Source organism: Noviherbaspirillum soli (genome assembly GCF_015352955.1).
Classification (GTDB): Bacteria; Pseudomonadota; Gammaproteobacteria; order Burkholderiales; family Burkholderiaceae_D; genus Noviherbaspirillum_A; species Noviherbaspirillum_A soli.
Genome location: NZ_JACYOX010000039.1, coordinates 12,598 through 35,169 on the forward strand (window position 1 = coordinate 12,598; position 22,572 = coordinate 35,169).

The window sequence follows — 22,572 nt, forward strand, 5'->3', positions numbered from 1 at the left end:
GATTGCGCCCATGCCGGTTGCGTGGTCCCATCCGGCCTGGCAAGTCGCAAGGCTTGTGTGATGCGGCCTCAGGCATGATGCTCCCATGACGCTTTCCAGTTTTCTCATCCAGCTGCTCAATGGCCTGGCCGGCGCTTCCTCCCTGTTCCTGGTGGGAGCCGGACTGTCGCTGATCTTCGGCATCACCCGCGTGGTCAACTTCGCCCACGGCTCGCTGTACATGCTGGGGCTCTACATCGCTTACTCGCTGACCGAGTGGCTGACTGCGCAGCTCGGCGCGGGCCCGCTGGGCTTCTGGGGCGGCGTGCTGCTGGCAGCCGCGGCGGTTGCGGCGATCGGCGCGCTGGTGGAGGTGCTGCTGTTGCGCCGTATCTACCGGGCACCGGAGCTGTTCCAGCTGCTGGCCACCTTTGCGCTGGTGCTGGTGATCAAGGACGCGGCGCTCTACGTCTGGGGGGCGGAGGAATTGCTGGGTTCGCGCGCGCCCGGCCTGTCAGGCTCGGTTGAACTGCTCGGGCGCCGCTTCCCGCAATACAACCTGCTGCTGATGTGGATAGGCCCGCTGGTGCTGGCCGGGCTCTGGCTGCTGCTCAACAAGACTCGCTGGGGCGCATTGATCAGGGCGGCTACCCAGGACCGTGACATGGTCGCAGCGCTTGGCGTGAACCAGGCCTGGCTGTTTACCAGCGTGTTCGCGCTGGGCGCCTTCCTGGCCGGCCTGGGCGGCGCCCTGCAACTGCCGCTGGAGCCGGCCAGCCTGAACCTCGACCTGCAGACCATAGGCGACGCCTTCGTCGTGGTCGTGGTCGGCGGCATGGGCAGCATCCCCGGCGCCTACCTTGCAGCCCTGCTGATCGCGGTGACCAAGGCGGTGTGCGCGGGCATCGGCACCGTGCAGCTGTTCGGTGCCGATGTATCGTTTTCGAGGCTGACCCTGGTGGTGGAATTCCTGATCATGGCGGTGGTGCTGGTATGGCGTCCGTGGGGGCTGCTGGGCCGGCCGCAGGCCGCCAGCCGCAATCCGGCCGACATCGAAGCGCCACTGCGACCGGCACAACCTGTGCTGCGCCTTGTCGCCTGGCTGCTGCTGGCCCTGCTGCTGGCGCTGCCGCTGGCCGGCCACAGCTTTCCCTATGCGGTCACGCTGTCGATCGACCTGCTGATCGCGGCGCTGTTTGCCACCAGCCTGCATTTCATCATGGGGCCGGCCGGCATGCATTCCTTCGGCCACGCCGCCTATTTTGGCCTGGGCGCCTATGGCGCGGCGCTGTTCTTCAAGGCGCTGGCGATGCCAATGGAAGTCTCGCTGCTCGCCGCGCCGCTGGTCGCCGGCCTGGGCGCGCTGCTGTTTGGCTGGTTCTGCGTGCGCCTGTCCGGCGTTTACCTGGCGATGCTGACGCTGGCGTTTTCGCAGATCGTCTGGTCCATCGTCTACCAGTCCGATGAGGTCACCGGCGGCAGCAACGGCATCGTCGGCATCTGGCCGGCGGCCTGGCTGGCGGACCGTGGCGCGTATTTCTACCTGACGCTGGTGCTCTGCGCCGGCTGCATCTGGCTGATGCGGCGCATATTGTTCTCGCCTTTCGGCTACGCGATGCGCGCCGGCCGCGACTCGCCCTTGCGCAGCGAAGCCATCGGCATCCATGTCAAGCGGGTGCAGTGGATGGCGTTCGTGCTGGCCGGCCTGTTCTGCGGCGTGGCGGGCGCCCTGTTTGCCTTTTCCAAGGGCAGCATATCGCCGGAAACGATCTCGGTCGGCCGCTCGGTGGATGGCCTGGTGATGGTGCTGCTGGGCGGCGTGCAGACCTTGTCCGGTCCCATCGTCGGCGGCGTGCTGTTTACCTGGCTGCAGGATCTGCTGGCACGTGAAACCGAATACTGGCGGGCGCTGCTGGGCGGCGTGATGCTGCTGCTGGTGCTGGCTTTCCCGCAGGGCGTGGTCGGTTCCATCCGCAGCCGCTTCGAACGCCAGGAGGCCACGTCATGAGCCTGCTGCAGGTGCGCAACCTGAGGAAGTCCTATGGCGGCGTGGCGGCTGTCGCCGATGTGTCGTTCGACCTGCCGGCCGGCCAGCTGCTGGCATTGATCGGGCCGAACGGCGCCGGCAAGACGACCTGCTTCAACATGGTCAATGGCCAGTTGCGGCCGGACGCCGGCTCGATCCGCTTCGACGGCCATGAACTGACCACGATGGCGCCGCGCGCGATCTGGCGCCTGGGTGTCGGCCGCACGTTCCAGATCACCGAGACCTTCAGTTCCATGACGGTGGTGGAAAACGTGCAGATGGCGCTGCTGTCGCGCGAGCGGAAGATTTTCCATCTGTGGCGTCCGGCCGCCGGCTTCCACCGCGACGAAGCATTGCAATTGCTGTCGCAGGTCGGCATGGAAAGCCAGGCTGACCGGCCTTGCAGCGTGCTGGCATATGGCGATGTGAAACGGGTCGAACTGGCCATCGCGCTGGCCAACGCGCCGCGCCTGCTGCTGATGGACGAGCCGACCGCCGGCATGGCGCCGCAGGAACGCCATGCGCTGATGGCGCTGACCAGAAAGCTGGTAGCGGAGCGCAATATCGCGGTGCTGTTTACCGAGCACAGCATGGATGTGGTGTTTGCCTATGCCGACCGGATCATCGTGCTGGCCCGCGGCAAGCTCATTGCCGAGGGCGACGGCGCATCGATACAGGCGAATCCGAAAGTGCAGGAAGTCTATTTTGGCGCCGGCACCCTGGGCAGGAAGCGGAGTCCGGCATGAGCGATCCCATGCTGAAGGTGGAGCGCCTCGATGCCTGGTATGGCCGGGCCCAGGTGCTGTTCGACCTCGCACTGGAAGTGCGGCCGGGCGAGGTGGTGGCGCTGATGGGCCGCAATGGCGCCGGCAAGTCCACCACGATGAAGGCGGTGATGGGCCTGCTGGAACGGCGTCGCGGCGTCATCCGCTTCATGGGCCATGATATCGCCGCAATGCAGCCGTTCAGGATTGCCCGCCTGGGACTGGGCTTCGTACCGGAGAATCGCCGCATCTTCACCGACCTGACCGTGCTGGAGAACCTGGAGATCGGCCGCCAGCCGCCGCGCCCCGGCATTCCGGCATGGACCATCGACAGGCTGTTCCGGCTATTCCCGAATCTGGGCGGCATGCCCGGGCGGCGTGGCGGACAGATGAGTGGCGGCGAGCAGCAGATGCTGACGGTGGCGCGCACGCTGATGGGCAATCCCTACCTGGTGCTGCTGGACGAACCCTCGGAAGGCGTGGCGCCGGTGATCGTGGAGCAGATGGCGCAGATGATTCTTGAACTCAAGGAGGCCGGCGTTTCCATCCTGCTGTCGGAGCAAAACCTGCATTTTGCCGAACTGGTCAGCGACCGCGCCTATGTGCTGGAAAAGGGGCAGGTGCGTTTTGAAGGCAGCATGGAAGCGCTGGCTTCCAGCCAGGACGTCAGGAAGGCTTACCTGGAAGTCTGAGCCTGGTTCGACACGGACGGCGCCGCCCGGGTACACTTGCTCGCCCGCCGCGGCGGGACCAGCACTTCATCATCACTGACTACCGAAAGCCGCCATGATCCACGAAATGCGTATCTACCATTGCGCGCCCGGCCGCCTGCCGGCGCTGAATGCCCGCTTTGAAAACATCACCCTGAAGTTCTGGGAAAAATACGGCATCAAGCCGCTGGGTTTCTGGACCACCCTGGTCGGCCCCAGCAACCAGTCGCTGACCTACCTGCTGCAATGGGACAGCCTGGCCGAGCGGGAGCAGAAGTGGAATGCCTTCGCCAGCGACCCGGAATGGCTGGCCAAGCGCGCCGAGACCGAAGCGCAGGCCATTATCGTTGAACGCATAGAGAACAGCTTCCTGGTGCCGACGTCGTATTCGCCTTTGCGCTAAGGCCAATGAAAAACTCCGCCCGAAGGCGGAGTCGACGTTGCTGGGCTTGCTGCTGCGCCTACTTGCGGGAAGACAGCCACCACAAGGTATTGGTGTCGGTCGACGGCGTTGAATTGTCCTTCAGCACATCCGCGACCACGCCCTCGGGATTCAGCGAGGAATTGGGATACACGCTGGAGCGGGTATTGTTCCTGTAGGTTTGCTGTTGCTGCTCCAGCGCATCCATGTAGCTGGCGTAGCGCTGATAGGCTCCCGCCGGGTCATTGATGCCGTTGGCTGCGACCGGCAACTGGCGCCAGCTGTACAGCACCCGCAGCCTTCCCGCGCAGACAGCGCCGGGATTCGGCGGGATCGGCACGCCATTTCCATCCAGCTGCGGCTTGGTGACATCCCAGCCGGCCAGGAAACATGCTGCGCTCTGGTCAGGCGGCGTATTGATGATCCTGGCGAAGAGGTCGGTGTTGCTGTCCTCGAGCCTGCGCAGCGTGGCGCTGTGGGCCCGGGCCCAGGCCGGCGATATCACGAACTCCGAAATCGGGCTGATCGGGAGCAGGTTGATGCCGATGCGGTTGGCAAGCAGCGGGCCGAAGAAGGTATTCGTTTCAACGATGTTGGCGCGCAGGATGTTCATCACCGGTTCATCGCCCGGGCGGATCTTCATCGTCGAACTGCCGTTGGCCAGCTTGACGCTGACATCGACCTCGGGATGATCAAGGTCCTTCAGGTAAGGCGTGTCCGGAGTGACCTGGTAAAAGGCCTGGGCAGTCCTGATTTCGGCTGCCGTCATGATCGCGGCCATGGCCTGGAACGGCGAATTCTTAATCACGGCTCCCCATGTGGCCAGCGCATAGTTCGCGTTGATGGATTCGCTGGATGACTCGGTATTGCCGCCGTTGGGGTCCGGCCCGGTATCGGCGATGTTCTGCAGCCGGTACCAGTCAAAGGTACGCATGATCGGGAAGTGCATGTCGTCCAGGCTGGGATTGGCGATGTCGCGCACCAGCAGATTGACCTTGTCGACATGCGCCGGCAACCACGGCTTGTCCCTGTCCGTATCCAGAGCGGCGACGACCGAGGCGGCATAGACGTAATAGCCGTAATGGAACATGTGATCGACATAGGCGCGGTTGTTATAGTCCTTGTCGTAGTTCTGCAGTCCGAGCGACGTGATCGTGCCGCCATTGGTCGTGTCATACACGAAGGTGTCGTTGACGCCATCTGTCAGGGGGTTGACCTGCCGGCCGCTTGCATCGACGCCATCCAGCCAGAGCGCAAGCGACTGCTTCAGATAGGCGACCAGCGTGTCGCGGCTGGCGGTGTCGCCGACGTTTTCGGCAATGAGGGCAAGACGGCTCACATTGTGCAAGTATTTTCCGCAAATGTAGGAGTCCGCGTTGCACGCGGCGAGGAAGTTCGTGGTGAGCAGCTTGGTGTCGTTGACCAGCGATGCCTTGACTCTTGGCAGATCGGCAGACTTGATGTCGCCATTGCCCATCCAGAGCTGTTTGGCTTCAGCGCCATTGCGCAGGATGCCGGGAATGCCCAGTTGCTGCGCCCACTCGTCGCCGGCGACGGCGCTCATCGCGCCGAAGTTGGACCGGTAGGTCAGCCCATCGATTCTGGCTGGATTGCGCAGCGAGGGAATATGCGTTGCGTCGAAGCCCATCATCAGCAGATCGGCGCCCCGGGCGGTCGCGCCATCCATGCGTTCCGTGTCCCACCTGTACCTGATCAGGCCGGTGGCATTGCCATCGTATTCGAGAAAGATCTCGGAGCGGATGGGGAAAGTTGCCGCATACCGGTCCAGGATGGCACGGCGCGCCTTGAAGGAGGGAATGTCGGAGATGCCGGTGACTTTCGAGCCCCACTCCTCCTGAGCGACATCATCCACCAGCGCGCTGCGTATCGTTCCAGAGTAAGCCTCCCTAGCCACGTAGGAGCGCGAAGGCGTGTCCCATTCCAGGGTGATCGGGCTGGAGGAATAGACCACCATTTCCTTCAGGGACAACAGGGGAATGGAAGGATTGCCGTCATTGGTGCCAGGTTTTGCCCGTGCCCGGTCGGGAGTCTGGTAGACGAAGCGGAACTTGGTGCCGGTTAATGTCGGCGTCAGGCGCTGCCGGTTGTTTTCGACAAAGGTCTGCAGCGGCTCTTCCCCGACTGCGACCGCCTGGATGCCATTGTCGCTTTCCTGCTGGTCGTACGCATATTGCACCGGATCGAGCGGCAGGCCGAATGCGTCCTTGAGCGTGCGGGCGCGGCTTCCCTGGCCCACTTGCACCACGGGACGCAAACCTGCATAGCGCATGGTCACATAGGGAGATCCTTCCGCCGCCAGCAGCTGCATGAATTGGCTGCCGGTACTGTTGCGCCAACTGGTGGACACGGTCAACTCGTCGAAGTGATCGACCTGGCGGGACAGGCGTCCTCCGGCAGGCTGCGCATAGGTCAGCCGCATATCCTGGCTGCTGTTGGGCGCGATATGGTAGAGCAGGGTATCGGCCACGTATGGATTTCGGAGATCGTAGACGTCCGCGTTGCCGGCGATACCGTAGGCGATATAGCGGCGTGTTGCAAAGCTGACGGACACCATGCCCATCCTGTCGTCGATGCCCAGCTTGTTGGGGAAGGCGAAGATGTTCGACTGTTCGGTCTCGCCGCCCTTGTTGCGCGGATCGCTGTCGTCACCGTTGGGCATGAAGTAGGCATCGAGGTTGAGCGGGCTCTGGTAAAGAAGGCCCTTGAACCATTTGCCGGTCGGCATCCGGTTTTCCGTGCCGGCAGGCAGGGTGATCAGCTTGCGATCGATGTTGCCAGGCTGCCAGGGATTGGCAAGAGCTCGGTTGGATCCAAGCACGATCCTGGGGTCCGTGGTCGATATCGGGCCCAGCGTGTCATTGGACGATGATTTTGCCGCAGCAAGCATGGTGGCTGATGGCGGACTAGCCGACATGGGAGACCGTAAGGGCACCAGCGGAATACTGCCGACTGCCACGCTGCCCGCCAGCGCCGGCGTCGGCCTGGGTAACTCGATTCTTGGGGAGGCATTGCCGTCCGCTTGACTGATCGAGCCGTCAGAACAGGCGGCAAGCAGCAAGGCAGCGCTTGTTGATGCAAGCGCAAGAAAAAAAGGCTTTTTCATGCAGTTCTCCGTGGAAACCCGCTTACGGACATGCTTTGATAGCGGGTGGGAACTGATATGTACCGGCTTGTTCTGGAAAGATCCTGTGGCCTGAGAGCCGGAAAGACGAGGCCTGCTCCCTGCTATTCCCCGCTGGCCTGATATTCCGCCGCTGCCTTGGCGGCCCACAGCGCCTTGTTATAGCTGTCGTAAGGGTCTTCGTAGCTGTCCGCGCTGCCATCGTCAGCGATGAAATGGAGATACCAGCCATCGTTGCGCCCTTCGATCATGATGTCGCCAGGGCGGCCATGGCGCTCGACGGTGTCGCCGGCTTCCAGCGTGACGATCCGCACGCCGCGGTGCTTGATCAGGCCGGGCATCGCGTCAGGACCCCGGCGCCAGGCGCAGCAACTGGCCCGGGGATGCATCGGTCAGCACATACAGAAGGCCATCGGGGCCTTCGCGCACATCTCGGATTCTTTGTCCCACGTCCTGCAGCAATTTTTCCTCCTTCACGACGCGGCCGTCGCGGATCTCGAGCCGGTCCAGGTACCGGAATTTGAGCGAACCGACAAACAGGCTGCCCTGCCAGGCGCTGCCATAGCGGTCGCTCCTCAGGAATGCCATGCCGGACGGCGCAATCGACGGGGTCCAGTAATGCAGCGGCTGCTCCATGCCGGCCTTTTCGGTGAGACCGGCGCCAATCGGCCCGCCGCCATAGTTTTCGCCGTACGTGATCACAGGCCAGCCGTAATTCCTGCCAGCCTCGGGGCGGTTGATCTCGTCGCCGCCTTGCGGCCCGTGCTCGTGCGTCCACAGCCGCCCCTCGGGACCGATGGTGGCGCCCTGCACATTGCGATGGCCGTAACTCCAGATCTCGGGCAGGGCACCGGCCTTGCCAACGAAAGGATTGTCGGCCGGCACGGTGCCGTCCTTGTTGATCCGCACCACCTTGCCATGATGGTTGTCCAGCGTTTGCGCATCCTGCATGCGCCGGAAGCGTTCGCCCAGCGTCAGGAACAGCTTGCCGTCCGGGCTTTCTACGATGCGGCAGCCGAAATGGTGGTTGCTGGCGAACTTCGGCTTCTGGCTGAACAGCACCTTCAGGTTTTCCAGGCGGCGTTCATCCTCGGACAGCCGTGCCACGGCAAGCGCGGTGGAATTACCCGGGCCATTTGCCGCCGGTTCGGAAAAGCAGAAATAGACCAGGCGGTTGCCGGTAAAGCCACTGTCGGCCAGCACATCGAGCAGGCCGCCCTGGCCGCCGGCGTCGATCCTGGGCAGACCGGCCAGCGGCGCACCCACGTTGCCATCGGGCTGAATCAGGCGCATCGCGCCCCCTTTTCCGTCACTAGCATGCGCCCCCTGTCGAGGAAGGCCAGGCCCCATGGGTGATCGAGCTGCTTGCCGAGGACTTCGACGCGCACGGCCTGGGCATGGGACGCGCCATGCGCGAGCAGGATGGCTGCCGCCAGCGCTGGCCAGCGAAGCTGGCGAGCTTTCGGCGCGGTTTCGTAGTCGCATGCATTCATCGTTTTTCGTCTGCCTGATAAGCAAATGCCGTCAGCCCCGGTCGGGGTGACGGCATGATAGCGCACGACGGTTGCGGCCAACGCTGGCCGATGGCAAAAGCTAGCTGTTGGCCTGCTTGTCGCCTGCCGGCTGCGCCGGCGCTGGCTTGGGCTTGCCCTGGGCATCGCTGAGCCGGTATTTGGTGCGGCGGTCGCCCATCAGGTCGCGCAGTTCGCGCACGCTCATCGTGCTGACTTCATGCATCCTGATCAGCATCGAGGCGCCGACCGGCAGACGGCGGTGGCGGATCTTGCTGATCACGGGCGGTGCCACCTCCAGCGCGCGGGAGAGTGCGGCATCGTTCTTCAGGTTCAGGCGCTCGATCAGGATGTCGAGCAGGTGGTTGGGATTGTAGGATTCCTGGGTTACAAGGTTTTCGGACGCCATGGCTAAATCACTTTCAAAATGTCAGGTTGGGAATGGTGTGCTGTGCTGTCTTAAAGACATCGTTCAGCACACAAAATTTCCTTGTCGCTAATTTTATTTTTGATTAAAAACAATAACTGCGTGCAATTTTTGAAGGTCGCCAATTCCTGAGCCGGATTAATATCACCTGCATTCACTACCAGCGCTTTCTGTGTTGCCTGCCGCTTTCCGGAAATGTTTGCGACACTGTTGTCGTGTCTTCAATGGTGTTCCGGAACAATGTTAAATTACAACAAATTGCATTAAGACACAATCGCGCTCCTCCTTTCCGTTTGATCGTCCGCAACCTTCCTGTAATTCTTTGTCAGGAATCAAGGCGTACCAGTACCGGTTCGCTCATGCCGGCAAAATTGATCGCCTTCATAATAGGTTTCTGTACCAAATATTCATTCAGCGACCGTCGTCGGCGTCGCGTTATGGAGGCTGTCATGTGTGGACGCATCACCCAGCACAGAAAACCGCTGGACTATGTCAAGGTATTGGGACTGCCACTCAGGATGAGCGAGGAGGCGGCCAGCCGTCAGCCGTCATACAACACGCCGCCTGGCACCACGCCCTGGCTGATTCATGCAATGAGCGGGGACGGGCCCATGGTCGACGCGGTCCGGTGGGGTTACCGGCCCAACTGGGCGGCCGAAAAAGGCATTCCCATGGCGATCAACGCGCGCATCGAAAAGGCGGCCACTGGCAAGTATTTTCGTCACATGTGGCTGCACGGTCGGGTGCTGGTGCCGGCCGACGGCTGGTATGAGTGGACTGGCAAGGCAGGCAACAAGCAACCCTGGTACATCCATCGCAAGACGGATGAACCGCTGTTCCTGGCAGCGATCACGAATGTGCGCCCGGACCGCGAGAATCCGGAGGGAAGCGGCTTTGTCATCGTCACGGCCGCCGCCGACGCAGGGATGGTCGACGTGCATGACCGCCGTCCTGTCGTGCTCGGGCCGGAGGATGCGCGGCTATGGATGGACCCCGACCTGCCGGCCGAGCAGGCCGAGCAGCTGGCGCGCTCGATGGCGGTGCCAGCAGAGGAATTTGACTGGTATCCGGTGAGCCGGGACGTCAACCGGGTCGGCAACAGCGACCCGCACCTGATCGAGCCGGTGGAACTGGACGGGCAGGGGGCAACGCCCGGTCAGGATTTGCGCGACTGATACGCCGGCGCGGCCTTCCGGGCTATCAGGTCCTCGCCGGCGGTGTCGGCGCGCAGCCGCGGCAGGCAATCGGGATAGGCGCGCTGCACGAAGTCGAGCAGTCCTTCCCGCACCTTGCAGCGCAGGTCGAAGGTGCGGCCCGCATCCGAGGCGCTGACCAGCACCCGCACCTGCATTGCGCGTTCATTCGCATCCGTGACCTGCACCACGCAGACCCGCCCGTCCCATTCCTCCAGTTCGCTGCACAGGCGCTGCGCCTCCGCGCGCAGCGGCGCCAGCGGCAGGCGGTAATCCACCCAGATGGTGACGGCGCCCAGCAGGTCGGCGCTGCTGCGCGTCCAGTTCTGGAAGGGATGTTCGATGAACCATTGCAGCGGGACGATCATGCGGCGCTGGTCCCAGATGCGCACCACCACATAGGTGCCGGTGATTTCCTCGATCTGGCCCCATTCGTTTTCGACGATGACCACATCGTCCAGGCGGATAGGCTGGCTGATGGCCAGCTGCATTCCGGCCAGCAGATTGCCCAGCACCGGCTTGGCGGCGAAACCCACCACCAGGCCGGCCACGCCCGCCGATGCCAGCAGGCTGGTGCCGATCTGCCGCAGCAGGGGCAGCGTCATCAGCGCCATGCCGGTGCCGATCAGGATGATCAGCACATTGACCGACCTGGCCAGCACCCGGGTCTGGGTATGGATGCGGCGGGCGGCCAGGTTGTCGGCGCGGTCGATCGGATTGAGTTCGACGATGGTGTCGGCGATCGACTGCACCGCCCGGGTGGACAGCCAGGTCAGCGAGGCAATCGTCAGCAGCGCCGTGATGTGCAGCAGCAGCGGCGCAATGCGCAGCGTCGATTCGCTGTCGCGGAAAATGATCTGAAGCAGCAGGAAGAATATGGCCACGCGGAGCGACTGGCGGCATTGCCTGAGCAGGCGGCGCGAAAACGGAAAGTGGCGTGCCAGGCGCTGCAGCACCGGCATGCCGAGCCGGTCGCCGATCATGACAACCAGCAGCACCACGATTACCTGCAGCAACACATCAAGCCAGGCATAGCGCTGGCTATCGGGCAGCCAGGGCAGGGCAAGCATCAGTTGCCGGTGCAGCCAATCCGGCAGGTAGTCGCTCATCGGTTTCCTTGTTTGCTTTTCATCGCGGTGCATTGTTTGCTAGCAGCCCGACAAACTAGTTGAAGGTGTCAGTCGCCGTCTGTTCGTTGCCGTACAAAGTCTCCAGGAAGCTGGTTTCACGAATCTTCTGTTTTCGTATTTAACGAACAAATAATCAATTTAACTTCGCTTTTTTAAAGCAATGCCGCCCCGTATGATGCAGTGTTCAAAACCGAATCGGCTGGTGTGACCGCCTTCACACTGAATGCTAACGAGAGGAGCAGCAAATGAAAAAGGTAGTCATGGGCGTCATGGTCGCCGTCATGGCGGTCAGCATCGGCTTGTCCAGCGCGGAAGCCAAGCGCATGGGCAGCGGCAGCTCGGTCGGGAAACAGTCCCAGAGCGTCAACCAGGCTGGCCCGTCGCAGTCGGCGGCGCCGGCGCAGTCCGCGGCGGCGCCCGCAGCGGCGCGTCCCGCCACGCCAGCCGCAACGCCTCCCAAGCCGGCAAGTCCGTGGAAAGGCATGCTGGGCGGCGCATTGCTGGGTCTAGGACTGGGCGCACTGCTCTCCAGCATGGGCATAGGCGGCGCGCTGGCCAGCATGATCAGCACGATCCTGATGGTCGGATTGCTAGTGATGGCGGGCCTGTTCATCTACCGCATGGTGCGCAGCAAGTCGCAGGGCGGCCAGGACAGCGCGGGCCTGCGTCCGGCCTATGCCGGTGCACAGGGCATGCAGCAATCGGTGACGCCGGAGATCGGCTCGCATCTTGAGCAAGGGCGTCCGTCCGCACTGCAGTCGCAAGAGCCAGTGTTCGGCGGCGCAGCCGCCGCTGCCACCCAGGCCAGCGCACCGTGGGGAGTGCCAGCCGACTTCGACACGCAGGCTTTCCTGCGCCATGCGAAGACCTACTTCATCCGGCTGCAGGCCGCATGGGACAAGGCTGACACCAACGACATCCGTGAATTCACGACGCCGGAGATGTTTGCCGAACTGCGCATGCAGATCCAAGAACGCGGCGCGTCGCCCAACCACACCGACGTCGTCACGCTCGACGCACAGTTGCTGGGCATCGAGAACAGCGGCGCCGACCACCTGGCCAGCGTCAAGTTCAGCGGCATGATCCGCGAGATGGAAAATGCGCCGGCCGAGCCGTTCGCCGAAGTCTGGAACCTGACCAAGCCCGCATCCGGCCAGGGTGGCTGGACGCTGGCTGGCATCCAGCAGTTGTCCTGACCTCCAGCAGCCGGCGCCCGAGGCGCCGGCCTGTCGGCCTTGGAAACCGTCCACGCAAAACGTGGGCGGTTTTTTTATGAGCGGAAGCAGGATTGGTATAAGGTAGGCGCACAACTTTCAAGACCATATCCTCTCCATGACCACACCGCTGAACCGAACCGATCCCGTCGTCGTCGCTTCCTACATCCTGACCGGAATCATGCTGTGGCTGGTGCTGTACAAGGGCCTGCTGGCGGCGCTGTTTTCCGGACTGCTGGTCTATGCTCTGGTACACCTGCTGGCGCCGGTGCTGGGACGCCAGATCAGCGACCAGCGCCAGCGCATGATTGCGGTGGCGCTGCTGAGCGGGCTGATCGTGGCCGTGCTGGCCGGCGGGGTCTGGGCCATCGTCGGCTACGTCTCCGACCCGGAGCAGATCGCGCTGCTGCTGCAGAGGACCGCCGACATCATCCAGGCATCACGCGCGCAACTGCCGGGATGGGTGCGCGACCATCTGCCCACCAATGTGGACGCGCTGCGCGACATGATGACGCGCTGGATGCGCGACCACGCGGTGGAAGCCCGCAGCATGGGCGAGCAGATAGGCAGGGTGGTGGCGCATATCCTGATCGGCATGGTGGTAGGCGCGATGGCGGCGCTGTACGACACCACCGAGCCGAAGAATTACAAGCCGCTCGCCGCCGCGCTGCATGCGCGCGTGGTCTCGCTGGCCAAGGCCTTCGAGCAGATCGTGTTTGCCCAGGTACGCATCGCCGCCATCAATGCCGCCTTCACCGCGCTGTTCCTGTTCGTCGCGCTGCCGCTGGCCGGCGTGCGCCTGCCGCTGTCCAAGACCATGGTCGCCATCACTTTCGTGGCCGGCCTGCTGCCCGTGATCGGGAACCTGATCTCCAACACCGTGCTGGTGGTGGTGGGCTTGTCGCATTCGCTCAATGTCGCCATTGCTTCGCTGGTGTTCCTGATCACGATACACAAGCTCGAATACTTCCTGAACGCCAAGATCATCGGCACCCATATCGATGCCCGCGCCTGGGAACTGCTGGCGGCGATGCTGGTGATGGAAGCGGTGTTCGGCGTGCCGGGCGTGATTGCAGCGCCGGTGCTGTATGCCTACCTGAAGCGGGAGCTGGATGAAACGGGTCTGGTGTGATTGGTATGCGTGGTGGGACTGGCGTGGCGCACCGCGGCGGGCGCGGTGCGAAGGAGCCGCCGCCGGCGGCTCCCTGATCTGCCGTGATCGCTCAGGGCATGGGCGTGGGATCGCCCAGGGTCTTGATGCTGGTGATGGCGTAGCCCTTGGCGCTGATCTGCTGCAATGGCTCGTCGATCGAGAAGTCGGCCAGCGAAGGCTGTCCGTCGGCGACCTCGACGCCGCGGTCGGCCTCTTCCCAGTCGACGCTGATCGCTTCCTCCGGAATCGGCTTGCCTTCCGGCACCGCCAGGTAGGAGAAATGACCATTGCTTTCAGGGCGTCTGTAAATGTCCAGCCTCATGATCCTGTCCTTTCAAAAGTGAGCGTCCGGATTTGACGTGGACGCACGGAAAAGGTTGCGCTCGCCGCAACGCCTCACTGCCCTGGCTGCTATCGACGCGAATGACGTTTGCGCATGCGCATGTTGAGCAGTTCCACCAGCAGCGAAAACGCCATGGCTGTGTAAATGTACCCCTTGGGCATGTGATAGCCAAATCCATCGGCGATCAGCACCACGCCGATCACGACCAGGAAAGCCAGCGCCAGCATCTTGATGGTCGGGTGGGCCGACACGAATCGGCCGATCGGGCTGGCGAACAGCATCATCAGGCCGACCGATACGATCACTGCGGCAATCATCACGGCGACTTCATTGACCATGCCCACGGCGGTGATGATGGAGTCCAGCGAAAACACCAGGTCGATCACCATGATCTGCAGGATGATCGCGCCAAAGGTGGCCTTCACCGCCTTGCCGGCGCCATGCTCCTCATCGCCCTCGATGGTCTGGTGTATCTCGCCCACGCTCTTCCACAGCAGGAACAGCCCGCCCAGTATCAGCACCAGGTCGCGACCGGAAATGTCCTGGCCGAGCACCGAGAAAAGCGGGGCGGTCATGCCGACGATCCAGGCCAGCGTCAGCAACAGGCCAATGCGCATGAACATGGCGGCAAACAGGCCGATGCGACGGGCTGCTTCCCGCCTTTCCACAGGGAGCTTGTCGACCAGGATGGAAATGAAGATGATGTTGTCGATTCCCAGCACCAGTTCCAGCGCGGTCAGGGTAGCGAAGGCGATCCACATCTGCGGGTCGGTGAGCAGTTCCATCATGGGCATTCTCCGTTAGTCAGTTCAATAAAAAAGGCGCCATCCGTGTGGATGGCGCCTGCCGGCACGGGCGCTGGATGACGCCCGGCCGTACTGCTTATTCCTTGCTGGTGAAGCCCAGCAGGTGCAACAGGCTGGTGAACAGGTTGAAGATGGAAACGAACAGGGACAATGTCGCCAGCACATAGTTGGTCTCGCCGCCGCGCACGATGTTATTGGTCTCGTACAGGATCATGCCAGACATCAGCAGCACGAACACTGCCGAAACCGCCAGCGACAGCGCCGTCATGTTCAGAAACAGCGCCGCCAGGCCAGCCAGGAAGGCCACCAGCACGCCCACCATCAGGAAGCCGCCCATGAAGGACAGGTCACGCTTGGTGGTCAGCGCATAGGCCGACAGGGCCAGGAAGATCGCGGCGGTGCCGCCCAGTGCGGTCATCACGACCTGGCTGCCATTCGGCATCTTCAGGTACATGCTGATGATGGGACCCAGCGTATAGCCCATGAAGCCGGTCAGGGCAAACAGGAAGACCACGCCCATGCCGCTGTCGCGGTTTTTCGTTACCAGGAACATCAGGCCGAAATAGCCGAGCAGGGTCAGCAGGATGCCGGGATGAGGCAGTCCTAGCGCAGCGGATGCGCCAGCGGTGACGGCGGCAAATCCGAGGCACATGGACAGCAGCAGGTAGGTATTGCGCAGCACCCGGTGCGCCGCGCCGTCCATCACGGTGCTTGCGCCGCCATGGCGCAACGCAGTGTAACGATCATTCATGGCCCAGCTCCTTGTCGAGTCAATGTTGAAGAACCGCCACCGGAATCGGCCGGCAGTCGTTGAAACAGCAAGATGTTAGAGTGACCAAGCTAATGTTAAAAGCGAAGATAACGGAATGATTTATTCGTAAAATACGAAGTATTGAGATATGGCGACATCAGTTGGCATCGCAACCTTTCAGCATAGGCGCTACTGCCGGACGATGACAGGCTTGCTATCGACGTCATGCCTGGCTTGCCAGGGCCAGCAGCGCCAGCACGGCGCATACAAGCAGTCCATTCAGGGCAAGCCGGATCAGGGGAGAGGAATCCATGGATGAGGAATGTTGTCGTAAAGCCAGCATGTTGCTGTGCCGTGGAAATTGTTTCCGTTCGGCAGCGCACATAGCCTGGCCAGCACCGCCTGTCGCCTGCTGGCTTATCCCTCGCCTGTCCCTAGTCTATGCATCAGCATCGGTACTTCAGCCGCCAGGTCGCGCGTCAGATAACCGAGCGGCCCGGAGCGCCGCGCCAGCGCGTCGCCGGCGCGCGCATGCAGTGCCACCCCCCATGCGCCAGCCTGTGCGAGCGTGGCGCCGCGGGCGGCGAGGCCGACGATGATGCCAGCCAGCGTGTCGCCCGAGCCGGAAGCGGCAAGGCCGACATTGCCGCCCTCATGCTTCCAGGTCTCGCCCTCGGGCGCGGCGATGATGGTGGTCGGCCCTTTCAGCGCCACGGTGGCCTGCCATCGCCGCGCCATGCGCCGGGCCATGCGCATCGGGTCCGCGCTGACTTCCTCCTTGGAAGCGCCCGACAGATGCGCCATTTCGCCGGCATGCGGCGTCAGCAGCACATCCGCGCCGCCATGCCCGAGAAAGCCGGTTCCGCCATCCGTATCAGCATCGCAGACCACGCCCATGGCCGCCGCGTCGAGCACGAGCCGAACGCCGTCCAGCATGGGCAGCAGCGCACGGACGAATTCGCAGATCGCGGGTTCGTCCTGCATGCCCGGACCGATCAGCACCGCATCGAGCCGGCCGCGCATGCTGGCCAGCGCCCGTGCGGCGGCCGCGTCTATTCCGCCGTCGTCGGTTTCGGGCAGGCCGATCACGCGCGACTCGGGGATCGCCAGCGCCACCAGCTGGGCAACGCTCTCGCCCGTGGCGATCGCGAGCTTGCCGGCGCCGGCGCGCATGGCCGCCGTCGCCGCCAGGATGACGGCGCCCGGCATCTGGCGCGAACCGCCTATCACCAGCAGGCGGCCGCGTTCTTCCTTGTCGCCTTCATCGCTGGGCATGGGCAGCGGCCAGTCGCGCAGCAGCGCATCGTCGATCAGGGTCAGGTCCGGTTGGGTCATCAATGCCTCAGGATTTTGGCGCGGCCGGCACGTCCGGCTCGCTGGTAACGGGCGCGCCGGCTTCCTGCAGCGGCACGACGAAGTTCACCAGGCGCGGGGCCAGCTTGCCCTTGCGTCCCAGCGCGCGGTCGAATGCATAGGAAGTGATGGAGCAATTGGGCACGTCGCCCATGCGGTCGACGTCCAGGATGGTTTGCTCGTCCATCCGCTCCAGCAGATAGCGGAAGCAATTGACGATCACCTGATGGCCTACCACGACCACGTTTTCGCTGCGGTGCTCGCGCACGATGGTGTCGAGCACGCTGCGCAGCCGCAGGATCACGTCGCACCAGCTTTCGCCGCCGGGCGGCCGGAAGTAGAACTTGCCGACATGGGCGCGCTGCTCGCCCAGTTCCGGGTACTTCTGCAGGATGCCGTGCCGGGTCAGCCGGTCCAGGATGCCGAATTCCTTCTCCCGCAGGCGTTCGTCGGCGACGAAGGACACATCGTCCGGGTCGATGCCGCCATGCTCCAGGATGCGCCGCGCAGTCGCTCTCGCCCGCGCATAGGGCGAGGTCAGGATCACGGTGGGCCGCTGGTCTTCGGGCAGCGAAGCGAACCACAGGCCAACCGCGGTCGCCTGCTGCTCGCCGAGATCGGACAGGGGCACATCGACGTCACGCTCGGCAATGTCGATCAGCGGCAGCCCTGCTGCTTCGGCCGCGTCACGCGCCACATTCCCGGCGCTCTGGCCATGACGGATGATCCACAGGTTGCTTGGCCATTTCTGTTCGTTCTCTGGTGCCATTTCCCTATTCTCCTCGGTGTCCTTCAATGACTCCCGGCCGGCATGCAAAGTTTCGCAGCGGCCGAGGCGGCACGCCGTTTGTTATGCAGGCGCAAGCGTTGGGGCAGCGCATCGGATGCGTTCAAGGGAGGCAAAACGATGCAGGAAAAAAGGATGTCAATTATTCATGTTTTCCTACAGTACATCGCGCTTCTGTCCTATATGAACGCCTCATGGCCGCTGCTAATCTGCGTTCCATGGACATAAGCCCTTATGTCACTCAACCACTCAGGAGGAAATCATGAACTTCATTATCTGGCTCGTCGTAGGTGGCATCATCGGTTGGCTCGCAAGCATCGTCATGCGTACCGACGCACAACAAGGCATGTTCCTCAACATCGTCGTTGGCATCATAGGTGCCATGCTGGGCGGCTTCCTGCTTGCACCGATGTTTGGTACCGGCACCATCAACCAGAATGATTTCAGCCTGTCTTCGCTGTTTATTTCCTTCCTCGGCGCGATCGTCCTGCTGATGATTGTCAACCTGTTCCGCCGCGGTTCGGTGCGCTAAGCACGGCAGCAAGCAATACCCTCATTACCCTGACCTGACGCGCCTTGCGGCCGTCAGGTTTTGCTCATGGAAGCGCCCGCTGACGGCGTACCGTTAAAACCTTGAATGGAGATTGCCATGCCTGCCGCAAAGAAGACCGCCGCAAAGAAGACCGCCGCGAAAAAAACTGCTGCCAAGAAGAGCGCCAAGGTTTCCAGAACCGACGCCATCGCCCTTCTGACGGCGGACCACAAGCGCGTCAAGAAGATGTTCAAGCAGTTCGACAAGATTAAAGAGGATGGCACATCCGCCGACAAGCAGGCGCTGGCGCAGCAGATCTGCGCCGAACTGACGCTGCATGCCGAAGTCGAGGAACAGATCTTCTATCCCGCCACGCGGGAAGCGATCGATGATGACGACATGCTCAACGAAGCCGAGGTGGAACATGCCAGCGCCAAGGACCTGATTGCCCAGATTGAAAGCGGCGATCCGTCCGACCCGCTGTGGGATGCCAAGGTGTCGGTGCTGGGCGAATATGTCGACCATCACGTACAGGAAGAGGAAGAGGAAATGTTCAGGAAGGCCCGCAAGGCCAAGATGGACCTGGAAGCGCTGGGCCAGCAAATCGCGGCGATGAAGCAGTCGCGCGATGGCGCGGAAGCGGCGGCGCCGGCTTCGGCCCCCAACCAGCCTGGCAGGAAAGCCGGCAAGGCTGGCACCAGCGCACGTCTCTGATTGTCTGCACTTTTTCCGGCAGGCGCAGCGGCAGTCGCCGCGGCAACGCCATCCGGGTCAGTCCGGCGCCAGGCAAGGCGCCGGATGACGTCCCCACTTTTACTTTCCACGAATCCAACAAATATCCTGATTTGAGTTAGGATGTGCGCCTTTCCAGTGGCGCGTTCAGCCCGATGCGCCGGCCCATTTTCATAACTCAAGTGGAGCGCAGACGCGCCCGAAGGAATTTCCCATGTCGGAACAGGCATTTACTGAACAGGACTGGCGCCGTTTTCTGCTCAGTCTCGGTGAAGATCCCGATCGCTCCGGTCTGGCGGACACGCCGACGCGTGTCGCCAAGGCCTGGAAACACTGGACCTCCGGCTATGACCAGGACCCGGCCGAACTGCTCAAGGCATTCGACGACGGCGCCGAGGAATACAACGAGCTGATCGTGGTGCGCAATATTCCGGTCTACAGCCATTGCGAGCATCATCTGGCGCCATTCTTTGGCAAGGCAATCATCGGTTATGTGCCCAGCGGGAAAATCGTCGGACTGTCCAAGCTGACCCGGCTGGTCGATTGCTTCGCCAAGCGCCTGCAGGTGCAGGAACGGCTGACGATACAGATCGCCAACGCGCTGATGACCCACCTGGAGCCCAAGGCGGTCGGCGTGGTGCTGCGCTGCCGCCACATGTGCATGGAAAGCCGCGGCATCCGATCGCCCGGCGAAGAAACCGTCACTTCCTCGATGCTGGGCGAATTGCAGCCCAACCTCGGCATGCGTACCGAGTTCCTGGCACTAGCGCGCGAAGACTGACGCATCGCAAAAAGGCCGCCGCATTGCGAACCAATGCGGTGGCGCTGCATCTGAGTCTCCATTCCTTTCGATGGAGGCCAAATGCAAGCCCTGACTCTCACAATCCAGAGCGCCATGCCCTCGGCGCCGGTGCTGAACCTGGAACTGGGCAGCCTGCCCGAACAGAGGCTGGCCGGCCGCTGCAGCATCCGGGCCGCGGATGGCCAGGACGAAGTGCAGGTGGAAGGGCGTTTCCAGCGCTATTCCACGCCCGGGCATGCTGAGATCCTGATCTTCCTGCTCGGTTATCACGAGAACGATCCCGACCATGTGCCGGCGCTGGACATTGCGCTGCGCATGCGCCCCGACTGGGGCGGCGGCAGCGGCAACTTCATCCTTGGCGGCATGGCGGTGGCCAATGCCAGTGTCGAGAATGTGGTGGTGCCGGCATCTGAATTGTAAATTTCCCGCAGGCCCGGGCGTCCCTCGGGTAAACTTCCGCGCTCCGTCCGTACAACCGAATCACCGAACCACCGTCATGACTTCGCGCCGTTCCTTCATCAAGAAAAGCCTGTTCCTTACCGCCGGCGGCCTGTTTGCCGATGCCGGCCTGTCCGCTCCCGCGTCCGCCATGCAGCCGCCGCCGGATATCTTCGACGCCGAAGTGCTCGACATGGAATTCTGGGTCAAGCCCAGGGTGATCGAGGTCGTGCGCCCGGCCAGCGGCGAGCGCGCCAGGCTGCTGTACTGGAAGGATGGCGAGGTGATCGATTCGGCCTACCAGCAGCTGTGCCATCTGCTGCGCGATGTCAACGGCGGCGGCAAGACCGCGCCGATGGATCCCAACCTGCTGGAAACCATGTGGGGAACCCAGGCCTTCGTAGCCCGCTACGGCATCACGGCGCCGCTGGAAATCCTGTCGGGCTACCGCACGCCGGAGTCGAATCAGCGGCTGCGAGAGCAGGGCGTGCCGGCAGCACGCAAATCGCTGCACATGGATGGCAAGGCGGCAGACATCCGGGTGCCGCATCTGGATGCGATCGTGCTGGGCGGCCTGGTGCGCAGCTTCCGGCAGGGCGGCGTGGGCTTCTATTACCGCAGCGACGCCCGCGGCGGCTGGATCCATGCCGATACCGGCCTGCAGCGCACCTGGAAAGGCTGATCAGGCGAGCTTCGCTGCCCGGTTCTCCAGCGTGACGTCGGCATCGGGGTAAGCCACGCAGGGCAGTATGTAGCCTTCGCGCTTTTCGTCAGCGGACAGGCCGGGCCACTCGATGCGGTAATGCACGCGGCCCGCGGTCATCTGGCAGATGCAGGCGCGGCAGGTGCCGTTGCGGCAGGAACTCGGCAGCCTGATGCCGGCCGCCTCGGCCGAGCGCAGCAATGGCTGGCTGTCGGCGGCATCGAAGCGCCAGCCATGCGGACTGATGGTCACCGCGAACGTCCTTTCGTCGTCTGCCATCACGCACCCCTTTCCGCCAGCCAGCGCAGCATGCCCTGCGCCGCGCTCCTGCCGCTGGCCATGCAGGCTGTCAGCAGATAGCCGCCGGTGGGGGCTTCCCAGTCCAGCATTTCCCCGGCACAGAACACGCCCGGCAGGCAACGCAGCATCAGCCTCTCGTCCAGCGCTTCAAAGCACACCCCGCCGGCGCTGCTGATGGCTTCATCGATGGGCCGTGTCGCAACCAGCCGCAATGGCAGCGACTTGATTGCCGACGCCACCTGGCGCATGTCGTTCATCTGTTCCCGGTCCAGCACCTCACGCAGCAGGCCCGCCTTGACGCCGGTCACGCCGGCCCGGCTTTGCAGGTGGCTGGCCAGCGAGCGCGAGCCGCGCGGATGCTGCAGTTCGGACGTCAGCCGCTCCAGGCTTTTGCCGGGCGCCAGATCCAGGCGCAGCAGCGCGCTGCCCTCTGCGATCAAGGCGTCGCGCAGCGGCGCCGACAGGGCATAGACCAGGCTGCCTTCCACGCCGCTTTCGGTGATCACGAATTCACCGGGCCGTGTCAGCGTGGCGCCATCGGCAAGCAGGCATGTCGCCGTGACCGACTTGACCGGCTGCCCGGCGAAACGCTCGCGGAAATGGTCGCTCCAGCGCACGTCGAAACCGCAGTTGGCAGGCAGCAGCGGCGCCACCTCGACGCCCGCAGCCTGCAGCCAGGGCAGCCAGGCGCCATCCGACCCCAGCCGCTTCCAGCTGGCCCCGCCCAGCGCAAGCAGCGTCGCGCCGGCACGTACCCGTATCTCGCCATCGGCGGTGGCAAAGCGCAGTGCGCGGTCTTCCCAGCCCAGCCAGCGATGCCGCATATGGAAGCGAACGCCGGCCGCACGCAAGCGGTGCAGCCAGGCGCGCAATAAAGGTGCAGCCTTCATTTCCGTGGGGAAGACCCGGCCGGATGTGCCGACGAAGGTATCGACGCCCAGACCATGCGACCAGGCGCGCAATGCATCGGCGTCGAAGCCGGCCAGAAGCGGCGCTACTTGCATCTGGCGGCTGCCATAGCGGCCCAGAAAACGCTCCGCCGGCTCGGAATGGGTCAGGTTCAGCCCGCCGCGGCCGGCCAGCAGGAATTTGCGGCCTACCGATGGCATGGCGTCGTAGAGATCGACCTCGACGCCGGCCGCTGCCAGCGTTTCGGCCGCCATCAGGCCAGCCGGCCCGCCGCCGATGATGACGACCCGCCTGGGCGCGTCGCCGTAATGACTGTCTTGCACGTGCCTGTTCCTTGTTGCGTCAGTAGAGATGGCCGGGACGGCAGTTTAGCAGGGCCGTGGTCCACGGGAGGCGGGCAAAAAAAAGCCCGCTCTGGGAGCGGGCTGAATCTATATCAAATGAGG

General features: G+C 63.2%; 23 protein-coding genes and 1 pseudogene. 12 read left to right on the forward strand and 12 right to left on the reverse strand.

From position 1 onward, the window contains the following. Positions 1–85 precede the first annotated feature (85 nt). The 4 genes from IGW04_RS21405 (at position 86) to IGW04_RS21420 (ending at position 3,882) form a co-directional block, all read left to right on the forward strand. The gene (locus IGW04_RS21405) at positions 86–1,987 is read left to right on the forward strand and encodes an ABC transporter permease (RefSeq protein WP_194715134.1); all 1,902 of its coding nucleotides are present in this window, start codon (positions 86–88) and stop codon (positions 1,985–1,987) included. Next, positions 1,984–2,751 carry an ABC transporter ATP-binding protein gene (locus IGW04_RS21410; protein WP_194715135.1) on the forward strand — a complete coding sequence of 256 codons (768 nt, stop codon included), beginning with the start codon at positions 1,984–1,986 and terminating at the stop codon, positions 2,749–2,751. Before IGW04_RS21405 ends, IGW04_RS21410 begins: the two co-directional genes overlap by 4 nt. Then, positions 2,748–3,461, forward strand: coding sequence for an ABC transporter ATP-binding protein (locus IGW04_RS21415; protein ID WP_194715136.1), 714 nt, complete (start codon positions 2,748–2,750; stop codon positions 3,459–3,461). The genes IGW04_RS21410 and IGW04_RS21415 overlap by 4 nt, the downstream gene beginning before the upstream one ends. A 94-nt stretch (positions 3,462–3,555) precedes the next feature. Then, positions 3,556–3,882, forward strand: a complete 327-nt coding sequence (locus IGW04_RS21420; protein WP_194715137.1) for an NIPSNAP family protein — start codon at positions 3,556–3,558, stop codon at positions 3,880–3,882. A gap of 58 nt (positions 3,883–3,940) precedes the next feature. Here IGW04_RS21420 and IGW04_RS21425 read toward each other — a convergent pair whose 3' ends face one another. The 4 genes and pseudogenes from IGW04_RS21425 to IGW04_RS21440 all read right to left on the reverse strand — a co-directional run bounded on the left by IGW04_RS21425 (position 3,941) and on the right by IGW04_RS21440 (position 8,962). Next, positions 3,941–7,024 (reverse strand): glycosyl hydrolase, encoded by a 3,084-nt coding sequence (locus IGW04_RS21425; protein ID WP_194715138.1) that lies wholly within the window; start codon positions 7,022–7,024, stop codon positions 3,941–3,943. 122 nt (positions 7,025–7,146) lie between these two features. Continuing rightward, positions 7,147–7,383 carry a hypothetical protein gene (locus IGW04_RS21430; protein WP_228527298.1) on the reverse strand — a complete coding sequence of 79 codons (237 nt, stop codon included), beginning with the start codon at positions 7,381–7,383 and terminating at the stop codon, positions 7,147–7,149. Positions 7,384–7,387: 4 nt separating this feature from the next. Continuing rightward, positions 7,388–8,463 (reverse strand): annotated as a pseudogene (locus tag IGW04_RS21435) (PQQ-dependent sugar dehydrogenase). A gap of 172 nt (positions 8,464–8,635) precedes the next feature. Then, positions 8,636–8,962, reverse strand: a complete 327-nt coding sequence (locus IGW04_RS21440; protein WP_194715139.1) for a hypothetical protein — start codon at positions 8,960–8,962, stop codon at positions 8,636–8,638. A 467-nt stretch (positions 8,963–9,429) separates the two neighbouring features. On the opposite strand from IGW04_RS21440, the gene IGW04_RS21445 reads away from it, so the two are divergent. Next, positions 9,430–10,155, forward strand: coding sequence for an SOS response-associated peptidase (locus tag IGW04_RS21445; protein ID WP_194715140.1), 726 nt, complete (start codon positions 9,430–9,432; stop codon positions 10,153–10,155). Here the strand turns inward: IGW04_RS21445 and IGW04_RS21450 are convergent. Beyond that, on the reverse strand, positions 10,137–11,282 hold the full coding sequence (locus IGW04_RS21450) for a mechanosensitive ion channel family protein (RefSeq protein ID WP_194715141.1): 1,146 nt from the start codon (positions 11,280–11,282) through the stop codon (positions 10,137–10,139). The two genes, IGW04_RS21445 and IGW04_RS21450, sit on opposite strands and share 19 nt — an antisense overlap. A 266-nt stretch (positions 11,283–11,548) precedes the next feature. Here IGW04_RS21450 and IGW04_RS21455 point away from each other — a divergent pair, with 266 nt between their 5' ends. Together IGW04_RS21455 and IGW04_RS21460 are read left to right on the forward strand one after the other, a co-directional pair. Then, entirely contained in the window at positions 11,549–12,499 is a 951-nt protein-coding gene (locus tag IGW04_RS21455; protein ID WP_194715142.1) for a Tim44 domain-containing protein, read from the forward strand. A 136-nt stretch (positions 12,500–12,635) separates the two neighbouring features. Continuing rightward, positions 12,636–13,649, forward strand: a complete 1,014-nt coding sequence (locus tag IGW04_RS21460) for an AI-2E family transporter (protein WP_194715143.1) — start codon at positions 12,636–12,638, stop codon at positions 13,647–13,649. A gap of 91 nt (positions 13,650–13,740) precedes the next feature. Here IGW04_RS21460 and IGW04_RS21465 read toward each other — a convergent pair whose 3' ends face one another. The 5 genes from IGW04_RS21465 to IGW04_RS21485 all read right to left on the reverse strand — a co-directional run bounded on the left by IGW04_RS21465 (position 13,741) and on the right by IGW04_RS21485 (position 17,692). Beyond that, positions 13,741–13,992, reverse strand: a complete 252-nt coding sequence (locus IGW04_RS21465; RefSeq protein WP_194715144.1) for a DUF6139 family protein — start codon at positions 13,990–13,992, stop codon at positions 13,741–13,743. 89 nt (positions 13,993–14,081) lie between these two features. After that, entirely contained in the window at positions 14,082–14,801 is a 720-nt protein-coding gene (locus IGW04_RS21470; protein ID WP_194715145.1) for a TerC family protein, read from the reverse strand. Between the two features lie 94 nt (positions 14,802–14,895). Next, complete coding sequence (locus IGW04_RS21475) at positions 14,896–15,570, reverse strand: Bax inhibitor-1/YccA family protein (RefSeq protein WP_194715146.1); 675 nt, start codon at positions 15,568–15,570, stop codon at positions 14,896–14,898. 417 nt (positions 15,571–15,987) lie between these two features. Further along, positions 15,988–16,905, reverse strand: coding sequence for an NAD(P)H-hydrate dehydratase (locus IGW04_RS21480; RefSeq protein WP_194715147.1), 918 nt, complete (start codon positions 16,903–16,905; stop codon positions 15,988–15,990). A gap of 7 nt (positions 16,906–16,912) precedes the next feature. After that, on the reverse strand, positions 16,913–17,692 hold the full coding sequence (locus IGW04_RS21485) for a histidine phosphatase family protein (RefSeq protein WP_194715148.1): 780 nt from the start codon (positions 17,690–17,692) through the stop codon (positions 16,913–16,915). Between the two features lie 280 nt (positions 17,693–17,972). On the opposite strand from IGW04_RS21485, the gene IGW04_RS21490 reads away from it, so the two are divergent. The 5 genes from IGW04_RS21490 to IGW04_RS21510 all read left to right on the forward strand — a co-directional run bounded on the left by IGW04_RS21490 (position 17,973) and on the right by IGW04_RS21510 (position 20,896). Next, complete coding sequence (locus IGW04_RS21490) at positions 17,973–18,242, forward strand: GlsB/YeaQ/YmgE family stress response membrane protein (RefSeq protein WP_194715149.1); 270 nt, start codon at positions 17,973–17,975, stop codon at positions 18,240–18,242. A 117-nt stretch (positions 18,243–18,359) separates the two neighbouring features. Next, entirely contained in the window at positions 18,360–18,956 is a 597-nt protein-coding gene (locus tag IGW04_RS21495) for a hemerythrin domain-containing protein (RefSeq protein ID WP_194715150.1), read from the forward strand. 232 nt (positions 18,957–19,188) lie between these two features. After that, on the forward strand, positions 19,189–19,755 hold the full coding sequence (gene folE / locus IGW04_RS21500; RefSeq protein WP_194715151.1) for a GTP cyclohydrolase I FolE: 567 nt from the start codon (positions 19,189–19,191) through the stop codon (positions 19,753–19,755). Between the two features lie 81 nt (positions 19,756–19,836). Further along, positions 19,837–20,196, forward strand: coding sequence for a DUF1842 domain-containing protein (locus IGW04_RS21505; protein WP_194715152.1), 360 nt, complete (start codon positions 19,837–19,839; stop codon positions 20,194–20,196). 76 nt (positions 20,197–20,272) lie between these two features. Continuing rightward, positions 20,273–20,896 carry a YcbK family protein gene (locus IGW04_RS21510; protein WP_194715153.1) on the forward strand — a complete coding sequence of 208 codons (624 nt, stop codon included), beginning with the start codon at positions 20,273–20,275 and terminating at the stop codon, positions 20,894–20,896. Here the strand turns inward: IGW04_RS21510 and IGW04_RS21515 are convergent, their stop codons facing one another. Beyond that, positions 20,897–21,196: a 2Fe-2S iron-sulfur cluster-binding protein gene (locus IGW04_RS21515; RefSeq protein ID WP_194715154.1), complete on the reverse strand. Its 300-nt coding sequence runs from the start codon at positions 21,194–21,196 to the stop codon at positions 20,897–20,899. After that, positions 21,196–22,449, reverse strand: a complete 1,254-nt coding sequence (locus tag IGW04_RS21520; RefSeq protein ID WP_323744891.1) for a TIGR03862 family flavoprotein — start codon at positions 22,447–22,449, stop codon at positions 21,196–21,198. Before IGW04_RS21520 ends, IGW04_RS21515 begins: the two co-directional genes overlap by 1 nt. Between the last annotated feature and the right edge of the window lie 123 nt (positions 22,450–22,572).